General features: G+C 60.5%; 14 protein-coding genes. 8 read left to right on the top strand and 6 right to left on the bottom strand.

Translation table 11 applies throughout. The features are described from left to right. Positions 1 to 2: 2 nt before the first annotated feature. The 3 genes from ACP7BN_RS25790 (at position 3) to ACP7BN_RS25780 (ending at position 3,241) form a co-directional block, all read left to right on the top strand. Positions 3 to 1,913, top strand: a complete 1,911-nt coding sequence (locus tag ACP7BN_RS25790) for an ATP-binding cassette domain-containing protein (protein ID WP_426206629.1) — start codon at positions 3 to 5, stop codon at positions 1,911 to 1,913. Then, on the top strand, positions 1,913 to 2,494 hold the full coding sequence (locus ACP7BN_RS25785) for a mechanosensitive ion channel domain-containing protein (RefSeq protein WP_426206628.1): 582 nt from the start codon (positions 1,913 to 1,915) through the stop codon (positions 2,492 to 2,494). Before ACP7BN_RS25790 ends, ACP7BN_RS25785 begins: the two co-directional genes overlap by 1 nt. Positions 2,495 to 2,608: 114 nt before the next feature. Further along, positions 2,609 to 3,241 carry a LysE family transporter gene (locus tag ACP7BN_RS25780; protein WP_426206627.1) on the top strand — a complete coding sequence of 211 codons (633 nt, stop codon included), beginning with the start codon at positions 2,609 to 2,611 and terminating at the stop codon, positions 3,239 to 3,241. A 188-nt stretch (positions 3,242 to 3,429) separates the two neighbouring features. Here ACP7BN_RS25780 and ACP7BN_RS25775 read toward each other — a convergent pair whose 3' ends face one another. From ACP7BN_RS25775 to ACP7BN_RS25760, 4 genes are read right to left on the bottom strand one after another with little or no spacing between them, the layout of a single operon-like run. Further along, complete coding sequence (locus tag ACP7BN_RS25775; protein ID WP_426206626.1) at positions 3,430 to 4,173, bottom strand: penicillin-binding protein activator LpoB; 744 nt, start codon at positions 4,171 to 4,173, stop codon at positions 3,430 to 3,432. 3 nt (positions 4,174 to 4,176) lie between these two features. Beyond that, positions 4,177 to 4,764, bottom strand: coding sequence for a penicillin-binding protein activator LpoB (gene lpoB, locus ACP7BN_RS25770; protein ID WP_420647475.1), 588 nt, complete (start codon positions 4,762 to 4,764; stop codon positions 4,177 to 4,179). Between the two features lie 38 nt (positions 4,765 to 4,802). Continuing rightward, positions 4,803 to 5,177 carry a YcfL family protein gene (locus tag ACP7BN_RS25765; RefSeq protein ID WP_420647474.1) on the bottom strand — a complete coding sequence of 125 codons (375 nt, stop codon included), beginning with the start codon at positions 5,175 to 5,177 and terminating at the stop codon, positions 4,803 to 4,805. Between the two features lie 15 nt (positions 5,178 to 5,192). After that, positions 5,193 to 6,587 (bottom strand): COG3014 family protein, encoded by a 1,395-nt coding sequence (locus tag ACP7BN_RS25760; RefSeq protein ID WP_420647473.1) that lies wholly within the window; start codon positions 6,585 to 6,587, stop codon positions 5,193 to 5,195. 374 nt (positions 6,588 to 6,961) lie between these two features. On the opposite strand from ACP7BN_RS25760, the gene ACP7BN_RS25755 reads away from it, so the two are divergent. Then, positions 6,962 to 8,857 (top strand): FTR1 family protein, encoded by a 1,896-nt coding sequence (locus ACP7BN_RS25755; RefSeq protein WP_426206625.1) that lies wholly within the window; start codon positions 6,962 to 6,964, stop codon positions 8,855 to 8,857. A gap of 4 nt (positions 8,858 to 8,861) precedes the next feature. Next, a complete protein-coding gene (locus tag ACP7BN_RS25750) occupies positions 8,862 to 9,317 on the top strand; it encodes a YaiI/YqxD family protein (RefSeq protein WP_426206624.1) in 456 nt (151 codons plus the stop codon). 163 nt (positions 9,318 to 9,480) lie between these two features. Here the strand turns inward: ACP7BN_RS25750 and elbB are convergent, their stop codons facing one another. Further along, the gene (gene elbB, locus ACP7BN_RS25745; RefSeq protein WP_426206623.1) at positions 9,481 to 10,149 is read right to left on the bottom strand and encodes an isoprenoid biosynthesis glyoxalase ElbB; all 669 of its coding nucleotides are present in this window, start codon (positions 10,147 to 10,149) and stop codon (positions 9,481 to 9,483) included. 114 nt (positions 10,150 to 10,263) lie between these two features. Between elbB and ACP7BN_RS25740 the strand changes: the two genes are divergently transcribed. Further along, on the top strand, positions 10,264 to 11,499 hold the full coding sequence (locus tag ACP7BN_RS25740; RefSeq protein ID WP_426206622.1) for a sterol desaturase family protein: 1,236 nt from the start codon (positions 10,264 to 10,266) through the stop codon (positions 11,497 to 11,499). Here ACP7BN_RS25740 and ACP7BN_RS25735 read toward each other — a convergent pair. Beyond that, entirely contained in the window at positions 11,480 to 12,121 is a 642-nt protein-coding gene (locus ACP7BN_RS25735) for a DedA family protein (protein ID WP_426206621.1), read from the bottom strand. The two genes, ACP7BN_RS25740 and ACP7BN_RS25735, sit on opposite strands and share 20 nt — an antisense overlap. A gap of 208 nt (positions 12,122 to 12,329) precedes the next feature. Here ACP7BN_RS25735 and hemB point away from each other — a divergent pair, with 208 nt between their 5' ends. Then, positions 12,330 to 13,343: a porphobilinogen synthase gene (gene hemB, locus ACP7BN_RS25730; protein WP_426206620.1), complete on the top strand. Its 1,014-nt coding sequence runs from the start codon at positions 12,330 to 12,332 to the stop codon at positions 13,341 to 13,343. A gap of 18 nt (positions 13,344 to 13,361) precedes the next feature. Further along, a complete protein-coding gene (gene ppk1, locus ACP7BN_RS25725; protein ID WP_426206619.1) occupies positions 13,362 to 15,587 on the top strand; it encodes a polyphosphate kinase 1 in 2,226 nt (741 codons plus the stop codon). Positions 15,588 to 15,960 lie beyond the last annotated feature (373 nt).

Raw genomic sequence — 15,960 nt, 5'->3', positions numbered from 1 at the left:
TTATGATCCGACTTCAGAACCTGACTTTACAGCGTGGCCCGCAACGTCTGCTAGAAGACGCCGAGCTGACCCTGCACGCCGGCCACAAAGCTGGCCTCATCGGTGCCAACGGCGCCGGCAAATCGAGCCTGTTCGCCTTGATTCGGGGTGAACTGCACCCAGACTCGGGTGATTGCTTCTTGCCGGCTGACTGGCGCATCGCCCACATGCGCCAGGAAATCGAGACGCTCGAGCGCCTTGCCGTCGACTATGTGCTCGATGGTGACCTGCGCCTGCGCGAGGTGCAACGTGACCTCGCTGCCGCCGAAGAGGCACACGACGGCACCGCTCTGGCGCGTCTGCATGTTGAACTCGACAGCGCTGACGGCTACACCGCCGATGCGCGTGCGCGCAAACTGCTCGCCGGTCTGGGATTCACCAACGAACAGATGGATCGTCAGGTAGGAGATTTCTCCGGTGGCTGGCGGATGCGTCTGAATCTGGCGCAGGCATTGATGTGCCCGTCCGACCTGTTGTTGCTCGACGAACCGACCAACCACTTGGACCTCGACGCCATCATCTGGCTCGAAGACTGGCTGAAAAGTTACCCCGGCACCTTGCTGCTGATTTCCCACGACCGTGATTTCCTCGACGAAGTCGTCGATCACGTCGCGCATGTCGATCAGCGCAAGATCACTTTGTATCGTGGCGGCTACACCGCGTTCGAACGCGCCCGTGCCGAACGTCTGGCCCAGCAGCAACAGGCCTACGAGAAGCAGCAGGTGCAGCGCGCGCACATGGAAAGCTACATCGCCCGCTTCAAGGCGCAAGCGACCAAGGCCCGTCAGGCGCAGAGCCGGATCAAAGCGCTGGAGCGTATGGAAGAGCTGTCGGCGGCCCACGTCGATTCGCCGTTCGACTTCGTGTTCCGCGAATCAACCAAGATCTCCAGCACGCTGATCGATCTGTCCGATGCGAATCTGGGTTATGGCGACCGCACCGTGCTGGAGAAGGTCAAGCTGCAACTGACCCCCGGCGCGCGGATCGGTCTGCTCGGCCCGAACGGCGCGGGTAAGTCGACCTTGATCAAGAACCTCGCTGGCGAGCTTGAGCCGCTGTCCGGGCGTCTGACCCGTGGCGAGAACACCGTGGTCGGCTATTTCGCCCAGCATCAGCTCGACTCGCTGGACGCCAAGGCCAGCCCGCTGCTGCACTTGCAGCGTCTGGCGCCGACCGAGCGTGAGCAGGCGCTGCGCGATTTCCTCGGCGGTTTCGACTTCCGGGGTGCGCGGCTCGATGAGCCGGTGTTGAATTTCTCCGGTGGCGAAAAGGCGCGGCTGGCCCTGGCGTTGATTGCCTGGGAAAAACCCAACCTGTTGCTGCTCGACGAACCGACCAACCACCTCGACCTGGAAATGCGCCTGGCGCTGACCATGGCGTTGCAGGAATTCAGCGGCGCGGTTCTGGTGGTTTCCCACGATCGGCACTTGCTCAAGAGCACTACCGACAACTTCTATCTGGTCGCGGACGGCAAGGTCGAAGAGTTCGATGGTGATCTCGAAGACTACGCGCGGTGGCTGGTGGAATACCGCCAACGCAACGCCCCGGTCAGTAATAACCCGGTGAACCCGGACAAGACTGACAAGAAAGCCCAGCGTCAGGCTGCCGCCGCGTTGCGTCAGCAACTGGCGCCGCACAAGCGCGAGGCCGACAAGCTCGAGGCTGAGCTGGGCAAGCTGCACGAGAAACTGGCGAAGATCGATGCCAGCCTCGGCGACAGCGACATCTATGAGCCGGCGCGCAAGAACGAATTGCGCGACCTGCTGGCCGAACAGGCCAAGTTGAAAGTTCGCGAAGCCGAGCTTGAAGAGTCTTGGATGGAAGCACTGGAAACCCTGGAAAGCATGCAGGCGGAGCTGGAGGCGCTGTCCTGATGGATGCGTTCAAGCTGCCGCTGCCGGCGATGTGGGCCGAGCCAATCTGGCTCGGCGTGCAAATCCTGCTGATCCTGCTGGCCGGCTACGTGGCGCAACGCTGTGTTGCCAGAGGCCTGACGCGTTTGGGCGAACGTTATCCGTTTCCGCCGCAGTTGTTGATGCCGCTGCGTGGCGGGCTGCGCTGGCTGATCATGGGCAGTGCGCTGATCTTTGTGCTGGAACGGCTCGGGGTCTCGGCCACGGTGTTGTGGACGGCGCTGTCGGGTTTCGTTGCGGTCGCAGCGGTGGCGTTCTTCGCCATGTGGAGCGTGTTGTCGAACCTGCTGTGCGCGATTCTGATCTTCACCGTCGGGCCGTTTCGCCTCGGCGATGTGGTCGAGCTGGTGGACACCACCGACAAGCCGGGCGTCAAAGGTCGGGTGGTGGCGATCAATCTGCTCTACACCACGTTGATCGAAGCGGAAGAGCTCGGCACTGGCAGCGCGATGGTGCAGGTGCCCAACAGTTTGTTTTTTCAGCGCTCGGTACGGCGCTGGCGCAGCAACGAAGTTTTCCCTTCCAGCGGTTTCGAAAAGTGACGGAGGCCGGCCACCATGGGTCGGCGTCCGCAACATTCTGCAAGAAATCGATAGTCACCGGCCCAAAGCCGCATTAGCTTAGACGTCTGTAACGAGTCTGAGTCGAGGTGTGCAATGGAGCTTCAAACATGGCTGGCGTTCTTTGCCGCCTGCTGGGTCATCAGTCTGTCTCCGGGTGCTGGCGCGATCGCGTCGATGTCCAGCGGTCTGCAATACGGTTTCTGGCGCGGCTACTGGAATGCCCTCGGCCTGCAAGTCGGTCTGGCCGTGCAGATTGCGATTGTCGGCGCTGGTGTCGGCGCGATCCTCACCGCCTCGGCCACCGCTTTCCATGCGATCAAATGGTTTGGTGTCGCCTACCTGGTTTATCTGGCGATCAAGCAATGGCGCGCACTGCCAATGGACATGAGTGACGACGCTGCCGTGCGCCCGATCGGTAAGCCGCTGGCGCTGGTGTTCCGTGGTTTTCTGGTGAACATCAGCAACCCCAAGGCTCTTGTATTCATGCTCGCGGTACTGCCGCAGTTCATCAATCCGCATGCGCCATTGTTGATTCAGTATCTGGTGATCGGCGCGACCATGGTCGCGGTCGACCTGATCGTGATGGCGGGTTACACCGGGCTGGCCTCGAAGGTACTCCGCCTGCTGCGCACACCGAAGCAGCAGCAGCGCATGAACCGCACTTTTGCCGGGCTGTTCATCGGTGCGGCGGCGTTCATGGCGACATTGCGCAAAGCGGCGGCGTAAATCTCCCAGCTACAAAAAAGGCGACCTCACGAGGTCGCCTTTTTCATTGCCGAGACATCGGAGTGACAATCAACTGTGGCGAGGGAGCTTGCTCCCGCTGGGCTGCGAAGCAGACCCAAAAGCTTATGAGCGCTGCGCACTCAAGCGGGAGCAAGCTCCCTCGCCACAGAAAAATCGTAAACCAGCACTCAGCGCAAAATCACCGGCGCAGTATCACGCGGCAAGTTGTTGCGTTGCTGCGGTTCACGCGGCTGTTCGTAACCGCCACCGCCGAGCTGTTGGCTCAGTTGGCCGGCTACGTCTTCGCCCAGCGCTTTCGACACGTCACGCACCACCCGTGGGCGGTTCAGCGAGATCTTGATGTCGCGGTGGTTCACCAGTTTGGTGTCCTGACCTTCGCCCATCGCCGTGAAGGCCGAGGTGATTTCGAAAGTCTTGGTGTTGATCAGACTGAAATCCGCCACCAGCGTCAGGCCCAGTACCGCCGAATAGCTGTCGGTATTCGCCAGCTCGTTCACGTCCTGGGTGAAGTCGATGTCCGACACCGTACCGAACAACACGTAGTCGGCACCTTTGAAGTTGCCGGCCTTGATCCGCTTGATCACGTCATAGACGTCACCCTTGGACGCAGCTGTGTACGGCGTGCCCTGCACCAACTGGAACATGCCGGTACGCAGGATTTCACCTTTGATGTCGCCGGTGAATTTGCGCAGTTCGGTCTGCTCGATGTAGCTGGTGGTGGCTTCGATCTCGTTATAGCTCGAAGAACCACTGGCGCTGTAGTAGCCCTCGCGGTAATTGCTCTTGGCCGAAACGATGTGGATGTATTGCTCCACACGTTCCTGATACGCCAGATCCGTGACGGCGACCTTCGGAGCCGCTTGCGCGCCAAACGCGCAAGCCAGGGCCATGATGCCAATCCATGTGCGCATCAATTAACGCTCCGTGGTTTTGCGGATCTCTTTTTCGTCCATCCACTCGGCCAGACCGCTTTCAACGTCGATCAATTGCAGGCTGAATTTGTAGAAGACGTCTTTGTAGTCGCTGCTGCGTTTGACGATCGAGCTGATCGAACCTTCGATGCGGTACTTGGCGGCAACCATGTTACCGGTCTTGGCCACGGTGCTCTTCTTGTACAGACCGCTCTGGTTTTGCAGCTTGAGCTGATCAACCTGGCTCTGCATCGCGGTGTTGTCGCTGGCGAAGCGCGCAACACCGGTCTTCATCAGCTGAGTCTTGATGCTGGTGGTGATTTCGCGGGTATCGATGTACTCGCTGGTCTTGTTCTTCACGTCGTAGACCTGAACCACCGGACGGCCCTGCAGAATGCCGGACTGGGCCAGGGAGCGGGTCATCGATTCGGCGATCATTTGCAGATCGGTCGAACCGAATTCGTTGGTCACGGTTTCAACCGCTTTGGTGTCGCCGTAGCTGATGTTCTTGCTGCCCAGGGTCGGCGAAGTGTTGGCGCAACCACTGGCAAGCAGGGCGAGGACGGCGATGCAGGAAAAGCGTGCAAACATGGGAATGCTCTCTAAAACAGAAAATAGGGTGGTCGGGCTTAAGGCGTCTTGAGTTCCAGACGGAAATCCACGGCTTTGGCGGTCGGTGCGATGGCCTGAATGAAGCTGGTCTGGGCGCCGTACATCATTTGGCTCTTCCAGACTTCTTCTTCGGCAATCGGGAAGCCTTCGGGGCCGAGCCAGGCGAAGCGGTAGTAGAACGTCTTGTTGCTGTTGAGGGTGTTGCTCAACTGCACGTTGACGGTCATGAAGCCGTTTTCGCGAGCCACGCGCATGGCGCCGACCACGATGTGTTTCTGCGGACCCATGGCCACGACTTTGCTCGCGGCGCTGCCCGGCTCAGGTGGTGGCGGGGTAGCACAGCCGCTCGCCAACAAGGCGAGGGCGGCGACGGCGATGAATTTGAAGCGCATGCAAAGACTCCGTTCTTAAGGTTGTTTGAGACTGGCGACGGCGGTCGGGCTGGCGCTCGGGATCACGTGGGCGGCGAGGCCGCCGGCGTACACCTGATTGCCCACGGCGCGCAGCGTGATTACCTGGAAACGCTGATCAATGGTGACCTTGACCACCGAGCCGCCGACGGCGCTCGGCAGGGTGACCTGGTGTTCACCCTTTTTCAGGCGCAGACGCACCACTTGGGTGTTGTCTGGCAGGGTGCGCCACGTACGGGTATCGGCACCTTCGAGCACAGCTGAAGAGATACCGACTGCCAGACCCGCCAGCGGATTGGTTTCGTTGATCTTCTTCTGCGCCACGCCTTTGGTGATTGCGCGCACCGTGGTGCGCAGGATGATCCCCGGCATGTCATCACGCAGCGCGCGACGGGACATGGCGGTGGTGCTGTTCAGTGCCGTCAGATTGAGCTGCTGACCATCTACACCGATCTGCGCGAACAGCGCGGTGGAGGTGTCCGGCTTGATGATCGGGAACGACAGCGGGGTGATCACCACACTGTTGGAAATCGGCAGCGGCAGCGGCACGCGGATCGAATCGCGCGCCGGCGCCAGGCCGCTTTGCACCACGATCAGGATGTCGCTGTCGTCGCTCTTGGTCGGCTTGTCGAGGTTGACCAGCGCTTGTTCCAGCAGCGGCGTGTTCGGACGCAGCTCGGCAGCCTTGCGGTAGCCCGGTGCAGCCAGATCCTTTTCACCCAGCGCTTCGTAGACGAAACCGGCCAGGTAATGGCTGAACGCACTCTGGTAACTGTTTTTCAGGCCAACCACTTCCGGCGCATCGAGGCTGGCGACCGGGTAGCCTTGCAGATCTTTGTACTGGGTCTTGATGCCTTCTTTCTCGGCTTCTTCTTCGCTCTTCAGGTATTCCTTGTCGCGCAGATCGGCGATCACCGCTTCACGTTCGTGAGTGCGTTTGATCGCGGTGCGCGCGCCGTCGAAATCGTTGACCGCCAGCAAGTTGAGGGCCATCTGCGTGGTCAGCATGACTTTTTCGTAGTCGTAGCCTTCGTAGCGGCGCACCTTGTCGTTGACCAGGAAACTGCCGAACTGCGCGAGGTATTTACCGGTATCGAGCTTGACCGAATCCTCCCACTTGCCCACCACCTGATCGGCGCTGGTCCAGGCGTTCTGGCTGCCGGACAGGTCGCCCTTGGCGCGCAGCAGTTCACCTTTCTCGAAGTAATAGAGCAGGTCTTTGTCGGTGCCGGTGTTGTTCTTTTCCAGCAGGGTCAGCGCGGCGTCGACGTTGCCGGTGGCCAATTGCTGGTTGGTCTGGGCGAGTTCGGAATCGTAGTTGCGAAACGCCGAACAGCCGGACAACAGGGTGACAGCGCTGAGCGCGATCAGAGTGGGAGCGCGGAATGCCATAGGGGGTACTTCTTCCCTGAATTACTGCAGCCGCGTGTGCGGGTCGGGCTGCTGGGACCGTTCGACAGAGGCGCTGGCCTCCTGCCAATTCCTCATAACCAGAGGAGCTTTAATGCCGTTTCGCGATAGCGAGGGCGCGGCATTATAAGCAAGCAATGCTGGCTATGTAATAGCTTTTTAATTGCGCGTCGGGTGGAAGGGGCCATCATCCATTCCGATGCGCCCTAGTGGGCGAGCGACGGATTCTAAGCGTGCGAAATGCCAAATGCTGTCAGGCAAACCTGCGAGCAGGAACGGAAACGCAGACAACGCTTGAGGGAATCTTCGTCGAAGTGAACAATATGTAACTTCGCATTTCCATTTGAGACTCATTCATGACTGCCTCGTCCCGATTCCTGGCCTGGCTGGTGTTCCCGCTGTGCGCCCTGAGCAGCTTCAATCTGCTGGCCGACACCGTGGAAGGCGCGCCGCAAGCGCTGCACCTGCTCGATTACATCAGCGCCGACTATCCGCCGACCGTGCAGGGCGGCAAAGTCATTGATGAATCCGAATACCGCGAGCAGCTGGAATTCACCCAGGCGCTGCAAGGGCTGATCGCCGGCATGCCGGTCAAACCGGAGAAAGCCGCGCTGGAGCAGGGCGTCAAAACCTTGCACGCGGCAATCACTGCCAGGCAGGACGGCGCGGATGTTGCGCGTCAGGCGCGCCAGCTGGGGGCAAAACTGGCGGTGGCGTATGAAGTCAGCCAGGCGCCGATCATCACCCCCGATCCGACTCGCGGCGCGCCGCTGTATGCGCAGAATTGCTCAGTCTGTCATGGCGACGCTGGCGCCGGTGATGGCCCGGCCGGTGTAGGCCTTACGCCGCCGCCCGCCAATCTGCGCGATGCCGCACGCATGGACCACCTGAGTCTGTACGCGATCTACAGCACCCTCGGCCAAGGCGTCGAAGGTACCGACATGCCGGCGTTTGCCGATCAGCTCGATGATCGTCAGCGCTGGGATCTGGCGACTTACATCGCACAGTTCAGCGCCGATCCGGCCACAGCCAAATCCGCCAAGACCTACAACATCGCCGACCTCGCGCGTCAGACGCCAGCCGAAGTGCAGGCCGCTGAAGGTTCTGAGTCTGCCGCAACGTTCCGCGCACAACGTGCACAGCCGCCGCAGGTCAAGCGCGGCCCGGCGCAGTTGCTCGATTACACCGCCGCGACACTGGACAAGAGTCTCGCGGCGTACCGTGCCGGTGAGCACGATCAGGCCTATGACCTGTCGGTAGCGGCGTATCTGGAAGGCTTCGAACTGGTCGAAAGTTCGCTGGATAACGTCGACGCCAATGTGCGCAAGGACACCGAAAAATCCCTGATGGCCTATCGGCAGTCGTTGCAGGACGGTTTGCCGGTGGCGCAGGCCGAGCAGCGTTTGGACGCGGCGAAAGCCAAACTCAAGGAATCCGCAGGTCTTTTGGGCAGCGATGGTCTGAGCTGGTCGCTGAGCTACATCTCGGGATTGCTGATCCTGCTGCGCGAAGGTCTGGAAGCGATTCTGGTGCTGGCGGCGATTCTCGCGTTCCTGCGCAACACCGGCCAGCAATCGGCGGTGCGCAGCGTCAACGTGGGTTGGGGCCTGGCATTGTTGGCCGGTCTCGGCACCTGGGCATTGGCGGCGTATGTGATCGATGTCAGCGGTTCGCAGCGCGAATTGCTTGAGGGCGCGACGGCGCTGTTCGCCAGTGTCATGGTGCTGTGGCTCGGCGTGTGGATGCACGATCGCCGGCACGCAGCGGCCTGGCAGGATTACATCAAGAAAAGTCTGGTTGGCGGCAGTGGTCGTTTCGGTTTCGCGATCCTCGCGTTCTTCTCGGTGTATCGCGAGCTGTTCGAAGTGATCCTGTTCTACGAAACCCTGTGGTTGCAGGCCGGTCCGGCCGGACACAACGCCGTATTGGCGGGTGGCGCGACTGCGCTGGTGCTGTTAGTGGGTCTGGCGTGGGTGATTCTGCGCGGCTCGGCGAAACTGCCATTGACGCTGTTCTTCAGCATCAACGCGGCGCTGTTGTGTGCGCTGTCGGTGGTGTTTGCCGGGCATGGCGTCAAGGCGTTGCAGGAAGCCGGAATCTTCGGCACACGGCCGGTGGCGTTCTTTGACTTCGACTGGCTGGGGATTCATGCCGATGCTTATTCGCTGACGGCGCAGGCCGTAGCAATCATGGCGATCATTGTGTTGTATGGCCGTAGCTGGGTGGCGGAGAAACGCCGAGTGGAGGCTTGAGATAATGCGTGTATGGATCGATGCCGATGCCTGTCCGAAGATGGCCAAGGAGCTGGTGGTAAAATTCGCGCTCAAGCGTCGCTTTGAGGTGGTGCTGGTGGCCGGGCAGCCGCAGACCAAGCCGGCGCTGGCCATCGTCAAACTGATCGTGGTGCCGAGCGGCCCGGATGCGGCGGACGATTATCTGGTGGAGCACGCGGTACCCGGTGAACTGGTGATTTGCAGCGATATCCCGCTGGCCGATCGCTTGGTGAAGAAGGGTGTCGCAGCGCTGGATCCGCGCGGCAAGGAGTTCGATGAGCAGAACATGGGCGACCGATTGGCGGTGCGTAATCTGTTCACCGATCTGCGTGAACAGGGCCAGGTCAGCGGCGGCCCGGCACCGTTTGGCGACCGCGAGAAGCAGGCGTTCGCCAATGCGCTGGACCGGATCCTGACCCGACTTACCCGTAACGCCTGATTCAACTCTGTCTCTGTGGCGAGGGAGCTTGCTCCCGCTGGGCTGCGCAGCAGCCCCAAAACCATTCGACCTTATCGTGTCAGGTAGATCCGGATTGCAGGGTTTACGACGGCTGCGCCGCCGAGCGGGAGCAAGCTCCCTCGCCACAAGAGCTTTGCAGCAATCAGGCATCGTTCTCGTGGGTCAGTTCGAGTACGCGGTCTACCAGTTTATTGATCCCCGAAGCCGCCTCACTGATGGTCTGCGCCAGCATATACGCCGGGGTCGTCACCAGTTTGCGTGCCTTGTCTTCAATGATCTCGGTGACTGCGCAGTCTTCGTGGGTCGCGCCCATCTTGTTCATGGCCGCTGCCGTGTCGGCATCGTTGCCGATAGTGCAGATCACGCCTGGGCCGTAGATCTTGGCGGCCAGCGCCGGCGAGATGCAGATCAATCCCACCGGTTTACCGGCTTCGGCAAATGCCTCGGCCAGCGCCAGCACGTCCGGTTGCACGCTGCAGCCGGCACCCTCTACGGCGAAGTTCGACAGATTCTTCGCCGCACCGAAACCGCCGGGCACGATCAACGCGTCGAAGTCTTCGGCATTGGCTTCGCGGATGTCTTTGACGTTACCGCGGGCAATGCGCGCCGATTCCACCAGCACGTTACGCGACTCGGGCATTTCTTCACCGGTCAGGTGATTGATCACATGTAATTGCGCAATGTTCGGCGCGAAGCACTGCACCTGGGCGCCGCGCTGGTCGAGGCGCAGCAGGGTGATGACGCTCTCGTGGATCTCGGCGCCGTCGTACACGCCGCTGCCGGACAGGATCACTGCAACTTTTTTGCTCATGGGTTTCTCTCCTGATTCATGGCGTCAAATGTCCACTAAATTGTCGCTGGTTGCCATAGGGTTAATCCGCGGTTACGCCTAGGATCTGTTCATAGAATCCGATCAGGGCGCGTCATGGACTTCATTCTGTATGCGGTGCCGTTTTTCTTCGTATTGATCGTGGTGGAACTGATCGCCGACCGTTGGCGCGGGGTCAGCAACTATCGCCTGGCGGATGCGGTGAACAGCATCAGCACCGGCGTGTTATCGACCACCACCGGGCTGCTGACCAAGGGCGTCGGGCTGCTGAGCTATGCCTTTGCGCTGGAGCATCTGGCGCTGGTCAAACTGTCGGCGGACAGTGTCTGGGTGTGGATTCTCGCCTTCGTCTTCTATGACTTCTGCTACTACTGGCTGCACCGCATGGGCCATGAACGCAACATTCTCTGGGCCGCACATTCGGTGCATCACCAGAGCGAGGACTACAACCTCTCCACCGCATTGCGCCAGACCAGCACCGGGTTTCTCCTGAGCTGGATTTTCTACCTGCCGATGGCGGTGTTCGGCGTGCCGTTGCTGGTGTTCGTCAGCGTCGCGGCGCTGAACTTGCTGTATCAATTCTGGGTGCATACCAAGCACATTCCCAAACTCGGCTGGTTCGAGTGGTTCTTCGTCACGCCGTCCAATCATCGGGCTCACCATGCACAGAACGCTCTCTACATGGATCGCAACTACGGCGGGGTGTTCATTATTTGGGATCGGCTGTTCGGCTCGTTTCAGGAAGAGGACGACAACGAACCGGTGATTTTCGGCGTGACCACACCGCTGGCGAGCTGGAATCCACTGTGGGCCAACCTGCAGTTCTACGCACAGTTGTGGGACGACGCGCGGCGCGCCGAGAGCAAGTGGGACAAGCTGCGGATCTGGTTCATGCGCACCGGTTGGCGTCCGGCGGATGTGAAGGCGAAGTATCCGCTGAGCAAACGGGATCTGCGCCAGTTCCGCAAATTCCATGTGGACATCGACAGCCGCCAGCAGTGGTACGTCGCGGCGCAGTTCTGCGTGTACATCGCGCTGGGCAGTTACTTGATGAATCTGGAGCGCAGCCTGTCGACCGGCGCGTTGCTGCTTGGCTGGGGGGCGGTGGCGTTGGGTTTGTTTGTGTTAGGCGTGGCGTTGGAAAATCGCCCGTGGGCGAGGAGGCTGGAGTTGCTGCGGCTGGCGTCGAACCTGGCGCTGGTGTGGCTCGCGCCGCTGGTTGGGCTATGGCCGGCCAGCCCGTTGGCGTGGGTTGGCCTGCTCGGTTATAGCCTGCTCAGCGGCGTTGGGCTGTATTGCTGTCGCCAGAGATTTACTCGGCTGGCGACTTAGGCTCGACGGTTTTGGCCTGTGCAGCTTGTTCGGCCTTGAGAATCTGCTCGTCCTCGTAAACCTTCTTTGCCAGACGCGCGTTCTTGAACCGGCGGCGGATCCACAGGCCGACGCCGAGGATCAGCAGCGCGCCCAGCACCCACAATTCATATTTCTTGATGCTGCCGAGCATGCCTTCCAGCACTGCGCCGAAGTGGTAAGCGGCGGCGGCCAGCGCGGTGGCCCAGATCGCCGCGCCAATCCCGTTCAGCAACAGATAGCGGCCCGGCGGATAGCCCGACAGGCCGATCGCCACCGGCATTACCGTGCGCAAACCATAGACAAAGCGGAAGCTCAGCACCCAGATGTCCGGGTGCTTGCGGATGTGTTCCAGCGCGCGATCGCCCATCAATTGCCAGCGTGGTTTGCGCGCGAGCAATTTGCGCCCGTGCTTGCGCCCCAGGAAGTACCACAGCTGATCGCCGGCATAGCTGCCGCAGAACGCCACGACCACCACAATATTGATGTCCATGTAACCACGGAACGCGAGGAAGCCCGCGAGCACCAGGATGGTTTCGCCTTCGAAGAACGTGCCGAGGAACAAGGCAAAGTAGCCGAAGTCATGCAGAAATTGTTGGAGCATTGTCTGGGTGCTGGCGAAATGAACGCGCAGCCTAACCCTTCAGACACATTCATGAAAGTGTCGAAATGTGTCTCGACGTGAACATTTCCTACACGGACAATGGAAAGCGACTACGTGTCGCGGGGGTGCACACAACTGTCATACGACCGTCATAATGGCCGTCTATAACTGTCACGCTCGCTCGCCAGCGCGGGCTCAGGAGTCCGCCGTGAGCTTTACCCCAGCCAATCGTCTGTTCCCAGCCACCCGCCTGCGGCGCAATCGTCGTGACGATTTTTCCCGTCGGCTGGTGCGCGAAAGTCTCCTGACAGTCGATGATCTGATCCTGCCGGTGTTCGTGCTCGACGGTGAAAACCGCCGCGAAGCCGTGGCCTCGATGCCCGGCGTAGAGCGCTTGACTATCGACCTGCTGCTTGAAGAAGCGGCGAAATGGGTCGAACTTGGGATTCCGGCGCTGGCGCTGTTCCCGGTGACACCGCCAGAACTCAAATCCCTCGACGCCGCCCAAGCCTGGAACCCTGAAGGCATCGCCCAGCGCGCCACCCGCGCCCTGCGTGAACGCTTTCCTGAACTGGGCGTGATCACCGACGTCGCCCTTGATCCGTTCACCACTCACGGTCAGGACGGCATCCTCGACGAAGACGGCTACGTGCAGAACGACGTCACTGTCGACGCACTGGTCAGACAGGCTCTGTCGCATGCCGAGGCTGGCGCCCAAGTGGTCGCGCCGTCGGACATGATGGACGGGCGCATCCAGGCAATCCGCGAAGCGCTGGAGATCGCCGGTCACGTCAATGTGCGGATCATGGCCTACTCGGCCAAGTACGCCAGCGCCTATTACGGCCCGTTTCGTGACGCCGTAGGTTCGGCGGCGAACCTCGGCAAAGCCAACAAAGCCTCTTACCAGATGGACCCGGCCAACAGCGACGAAGCCCTGCACGAAGTCGGTGCGGACTTGTCTGAAGGCGCGGACATGGTCATGGTCAAACCGGGCATGCCTTATCTGGACATTCTTTTCCGGGTAAAAGATGCCTTCAAAGTGCCGACCTTCGTCTATCAGGTTAGCGGCGAATACGCCATGCACATGGCGGCGATCCAGAATGGCTGGTTGAGCGAAGGCGTAATCCTCGAATCCCTTACCGCCTTTAAACGTGCCGGCGCTGATGGCATCCTGACTTACTTTGCTGTCCGCGCCGCTCAATTGTTACGAGAGCAGAAATAGCCCTCCCAGGAACACTCAATGAATACCGAAGGACTGACTGAAGTTGCCGTAAAAGACGCTCAACCTGTGGTTGAGCAGATTGACGAAACCCCGCCGGAACTCGAACCGGCGCCACCCGCGCCGGTCACCGAACCTGCTGCGGCGGCGCCAGCAATCGCAATTCCCGGCCTGGATGACAGCAGCCTGTATATCCACCGCGAATTGTCGCAACTGCAGTTCAACATCCGCGTGCTGGAACAGGCGCTGGACGAGTCCTATCCGTTGCTGGAGCGGTTGAAGTTTCTGCTGATCTTTTCCAGCAACCTCGACGAATTCTTTGAAATCCGCGTCGCCGGCCTGAAGAAACAGATCACCTTCGCCCGTGAGCAGGCCGGCGCCGATGGCCTGCAACCGCATCAGGCACTGGCGCGTATCAGCGAGCTGGTACATGGTCACGTGGATCGCCAATACGCGATCCTCAACGACATCCTGCTGCCGGAGCTGGAAAAGCATCAGGTGCGCTTCATCCGTCGCCGCAACTGGACGACCAAGCTCAAGACCTGGGTGCGCCGCTATTTCCGTGACGAGATCGCGCCGATCATCACCCCGATCGGCCTCGACCCGACTCACCCGTTCCCGCTGCTGGTGAACAAGAGCCTGAACTTCATCGTCGAGCTCGAAGGTATCGACGCCTTCGGTCGCGACTCCGGTCTGGCCATCATCCCGGCCCCGCGTCTGCTGCCGCGCATTATTAAAGTGCCGGAAGAAGTCGGCGGCGCCGGCGACAATTATGTGTTCCTGTCGTCGATGATCCACGCCCACGCCGATGACCTGTTCCAGGGCATGAAGGTGAAAGGCTGCTACCAGTTCCGCCTGACCCGAAACGCCGACCTGGCACTGGATTCCGAAGACGTCGAAGACCTTGCGCGCGCTCTACGTGGCGAGTTGTTCTCGCGTCGTTACGGTGACGCAGTGCGTCTGGAAGTCGCTGACACCTGCCCGAAACTGCTGTCGGATTACCTGCTCAAGCAGTTCAACCTGAGCGAGACCGAGCTGTATCAGGTCAATGGCCCGGTCAACCTGACGCGTCTGTTCAGCATCACCGGTCTGGACAGCCATCCGGAGCTGCAATACACGCCGTTCACGCCGCAGATCCCGAAACTGCTGCAAAACAGCGAAAACATTTTCAGCGTGGTCAGCAAGCAGGACATCTTGCTGCTGCACCCCTTCGAGTCGTTCACACCGGTAGTCGATCTGCTGCGCCAGGCGGCGAAAGACCCGCATGTATTGGCCGTGCGCCAGACGCTGTACCGCTCGGGCGCGAACTCGGAAATCGTTGATGCGCTGGTCGACGCTGCGCGTAACGGCAAGGAAGTTACCGCCGTCATCGAGCTGCGCGCACGCTTCGACGAAGAGTCCAACCTGCAACTGGCCAGCCGTCTGCAAGCGGCGGGTGCGGTGGTGATCTACGGCGTGGTCGGCTTCAAGACCCACGCCAAGATGATGCTGATCCTGCGTCGCGAGCAGGGTGAGATCGTGCGTTACGCGCACCTCGGCACCGGTAACTACCACGCGGGTAACGCCAAGCTTTACACCGACTACAGCCTGCTGACCTCTGATGACGCCTTGTGCGAAGACGTCGGCAAACTGTTCAGTCAGTTGATCGGCATGGGTAAAACGTTGCGCATGAAGAAGCTGCTGCACGCGCCGTTCACCCTGAAGAAGGGCATGCTCGACATGATCGCGCGCGAAACCCAGTTCGCCCTCGACGGCAAACCGGCGCACATCATCGCCAAGTTCAACTCGCTGACCGATCCGAAGATCATCCGCGCGCTGTACAAGGCCAGCCAGTCCGGCGTGCGCATCGATCTGGTGGTGCGTGGCATGTGCTGCCTGCGTCCGGGTATCGCCGGGGTTTCGCACAACATCCATGTGCGCTCGATCATCGGCCGCTTCCTTGAGCACACCCGAGTGTTCTACTTCCTCAATGGTGGCGAGGAACAGATGTTCCTCTCCAGCGCCGACTGGATGGAGCGCAACCTCGACAAACGCGTGGAGACTTGCTTCCCGGTGGAAGGCAAGAAGCTGCTGACGCGGGTCAAGAAAGAGCTGGAGCTGTATCTGACTGACAATACCCATAGCTGGAGTTTGCAGTCGGACGGTCGCTACATCCGCAACACACCGACCGGCAATCAGAACCCGCGCAGTGCGCAGGCGACGTTGCTGGAGCGCTTGGGCAGCCCGATTCTGCCGGTGAGCAGTTAAGGTCAAGAGCAAGAGCCCCTCACCCTAACCCTCTCCCAGAGGGAGAGGGGACTGACCGGGGTGCCTTACGCTATACGCCGACCTGAACTACCGAGTTGAGCTCAGGATTTGAAAAGCCCACAAATCGGCTCCCTTTCCCCTCTACCCCTTGGGGGAGAGGGCTGGGGTGAGGGGGATGGATCTCAAGCGCCCCACAAAACTTAAGCCGAATGCCCAACAAAAAAGGCGACCCGAGAGGATCGCCTTTTTCACACGTGCGCCAGGCATGGCGCGTTGCGCGCAAGCGCAACCAGCTTGGCTGTGGTGGCCTCGCTGGTGACTTGGAGGTGAAAGTCCTCTACACACCCGGCAAGGGGAAGTGTTAGCCAGAGGC

It is taken from the genome of Pseudomonas sp. TWP3-1, assembly GCF_049896625.1.
In the GTDB taxonomy this organism is placed as follows: domain Bacteria; phylum Pseudomonadota; class Gammaproteobacteria; order Pseudomonadales; family Pseudomonadaceae; genus Aquipseudomonas.
This window is presented reverse-complemented; position numbering and strand designations above follow the sequence as displayed.